1 protein-coding gene is annotated in these 1,742 nt (G+C 58.7%); it reads left to right on the top strand.

What is annotated here, in order from left to right; genetic code table 11:
- Positions 1–1,252: 1,252 nt before the first annotated feature.
- Positions 1,253–1,742 (top strand): phage tail protein (locus tag VQ03_RS28830; RefSeq protein WP_048454363.1); only part of this gene is annotated, 490 nt, incomplete at its 3' end.

The raw sequence follows: 1,742 nt of genomic DNA, 5'->3' as shown, positions 1-1,742 counted from the left end.
TCGGACCCGTAGAGCCGGTCGCGCCCGTGGCACCGGTCGGACCCGTCGCACCCGCGCCGGTCGCACCCGTGGCGCCGGTCGCACCCGTAGAGCCGGTCGCGCCCGTGGCACCGGTCGGACCCGTCGCACCCGCGCCGGTCGCACCCGTGGCGCCGGTCGCACCCGTGGCGCCGGTCGGACCCGTCTCACCGGTCGGACCGGCAGTCAGGGTCACCCGGGTAACAGACAGAGCGAGAAAGCTGCCCCCCGACGTGAACGTCGACGACCCGCCGCCCGGGGCATCGGTCACCGTCTCGCCAGCGGCCCGTCTTACGGTATAACTGGAAGCCGTTGCAGCAGAGGAGGTCTCGTCCGCTATAAACTGATAAGTATATCTAAAAACTCCGGTGCCGTTATCGGTGTTGGCCCCAACGAAAGTCCCGATATAATTGCTATCTGCCGTGCTAGCGCCGAAATATGCCTCATAACCATCGCTAGCGCTGAATGAACTCGTTCCAGAAAAAGTGATAAGCACTTCCGCCATAGCGGCACCTCGATATTAATTTGTCGCACCCCGCCTCGGTGCGCGACCCGCTCGGGCGAGTCTCATCATCACGTCGGCGCTTCAGGCAACCTGCCAGCCGGAGGCGGCCTATGGAAGGCATAAAATCTTTTTTCCCCTTACGGTAGACGAGATAGGGCACGGATAGTTGCATCTTTGCCATGGTCGCAACGCCATGATATAACAAAATATCCTACTAGTTATCTTATATTATAGCCTGAGAAAGTTTTTTGTTCATATATATATTTGAGGAATTTCAATAACTAGAATATCACATGTATGTTTTATAGTAAATGTCAATTTATATAAAATATAATACGCGCCTCTCGTCCGAACCAATGTCATCCCAGCCGATCACATCCATCGATGAAGGAGATCCTCCCTCATCCCGGCGCCATGTCTTCACGAATCGGACCACCCCCAGCCGCAGCGAGCAGGCCGGGTCGTGCCGACATCCTTGCGGGCAAAGCGGCGGCCCGATCGCCAGAAATCCGCTTCAACGCAACAGCAATGTAAAGCCGCAACAATATTGGTGCCAATTCACCTTGGTTCGATCCGCCTATCCGCGGTAATATGTTTTCCAAAATCCGCCACTTGCGAAGAGACGTGGTCGCATTCTACCAGTTTCCGCGCCAGACGAGTTGGAATCGAGAACCGATCCGATTCTGCTCCACCATGCTGCGCGGCGCAAGACATCGAAGGAATTTTATCATGGACGCGATGACGGGCATGATCTTCATGGTCCCCTTCGATTGGGCGCCGAGGGGATGGCTGACATGTCGAGGCCAGATCTTGAACATCCAGCAGTATCAGGCCGTGTTCTCCCTCATCGCCACTACGTATGGCGGCGATATGAAGAAAGGCACGTTCGGACTGCCGAACCTGTCGGGGCGCACGGCCATCGGTTCGGGCCAGTCGACGACCAGCGCCAACGCGTACGCGGTCTCCAAGGTCTACGGCGCCGAGACGACGACGCTGACGGTCGACAACATCCCGCCCCACATCCATCCGGCGACGTTCACGCCGATCATGGGCAGCCAGAACATCACCATTCCGGCGCAGACCGGCCCCCTGAAGATCAAGATGAACGTGGCGTCGGCCGCGGGCGGCAGCGTCCCACCGGGGAATGCGGCCATCCTGGGAACGGGAGCGGGCCCGACTTCGCTCAAGATCTACGCCCCCGCCAACACCACGCCCGCCC

It is taken from the genome of Methylobacterium tarhaniae, from assembly GCF_001043955.1.
In the GTDB taxonomy this organism is placed as follows: domain Bacteria; phylum Pseudomonadota; class Alphaproteobacteria; order Rhizobiales; family Beijerinckiaceae; genus Methylobacterium; species Methylobacterium tarhaniae.
This window is presented reverse-complemented; position numbering and strand designations above follow the sequence as displayed.